Here is a 229-nt window from a genome sequence, read left to right as displayed (position 1 = left end):
CCTCGACGAGGACCAGCTCGCCGGCCTGCACCGCCTGTTCGAGGAACGCGGGCAGACCGTGTCCGCCATCGCCTCGCCGATCGGCAAGGTGTCGGTCGACGAGCCCGTCGAGCACGAGGTCGGTCGACTCGGCCGCGCGATCGCCGCCGCGCACGCCCTCGGCACCACGAACATCCGGATCTTCTCGTTCTACTTCGAGGGGCGGCAGCCCGAGGACGTCCGCGACGAC

The 229-nt window shown here is 71.2% G+C and carries 1 pseudogene; it reads left to right on the top strand.

Annotated elements, in window-relative coordinates:
• A pseudogene (locus BIV03_RS18130) lies at window positions 1–229 on the top strand (sugar phosphate isomerase/epimerase); the annotation flags it as partial.

This window comes from Curtobacterium sp. MCBA15_016, assembly GCF_001865105.1.
GTDB lineage: Bacteria > Actinomycetota > Actinomycetes > Actinomycetales > Microbacteriaceae > Curtobacterium.
The sequence above is the reverse complement of the archived record's forward strand: the minus strand, read 5'-3'. Positions and strand labels throughout refer to the sequence as shown.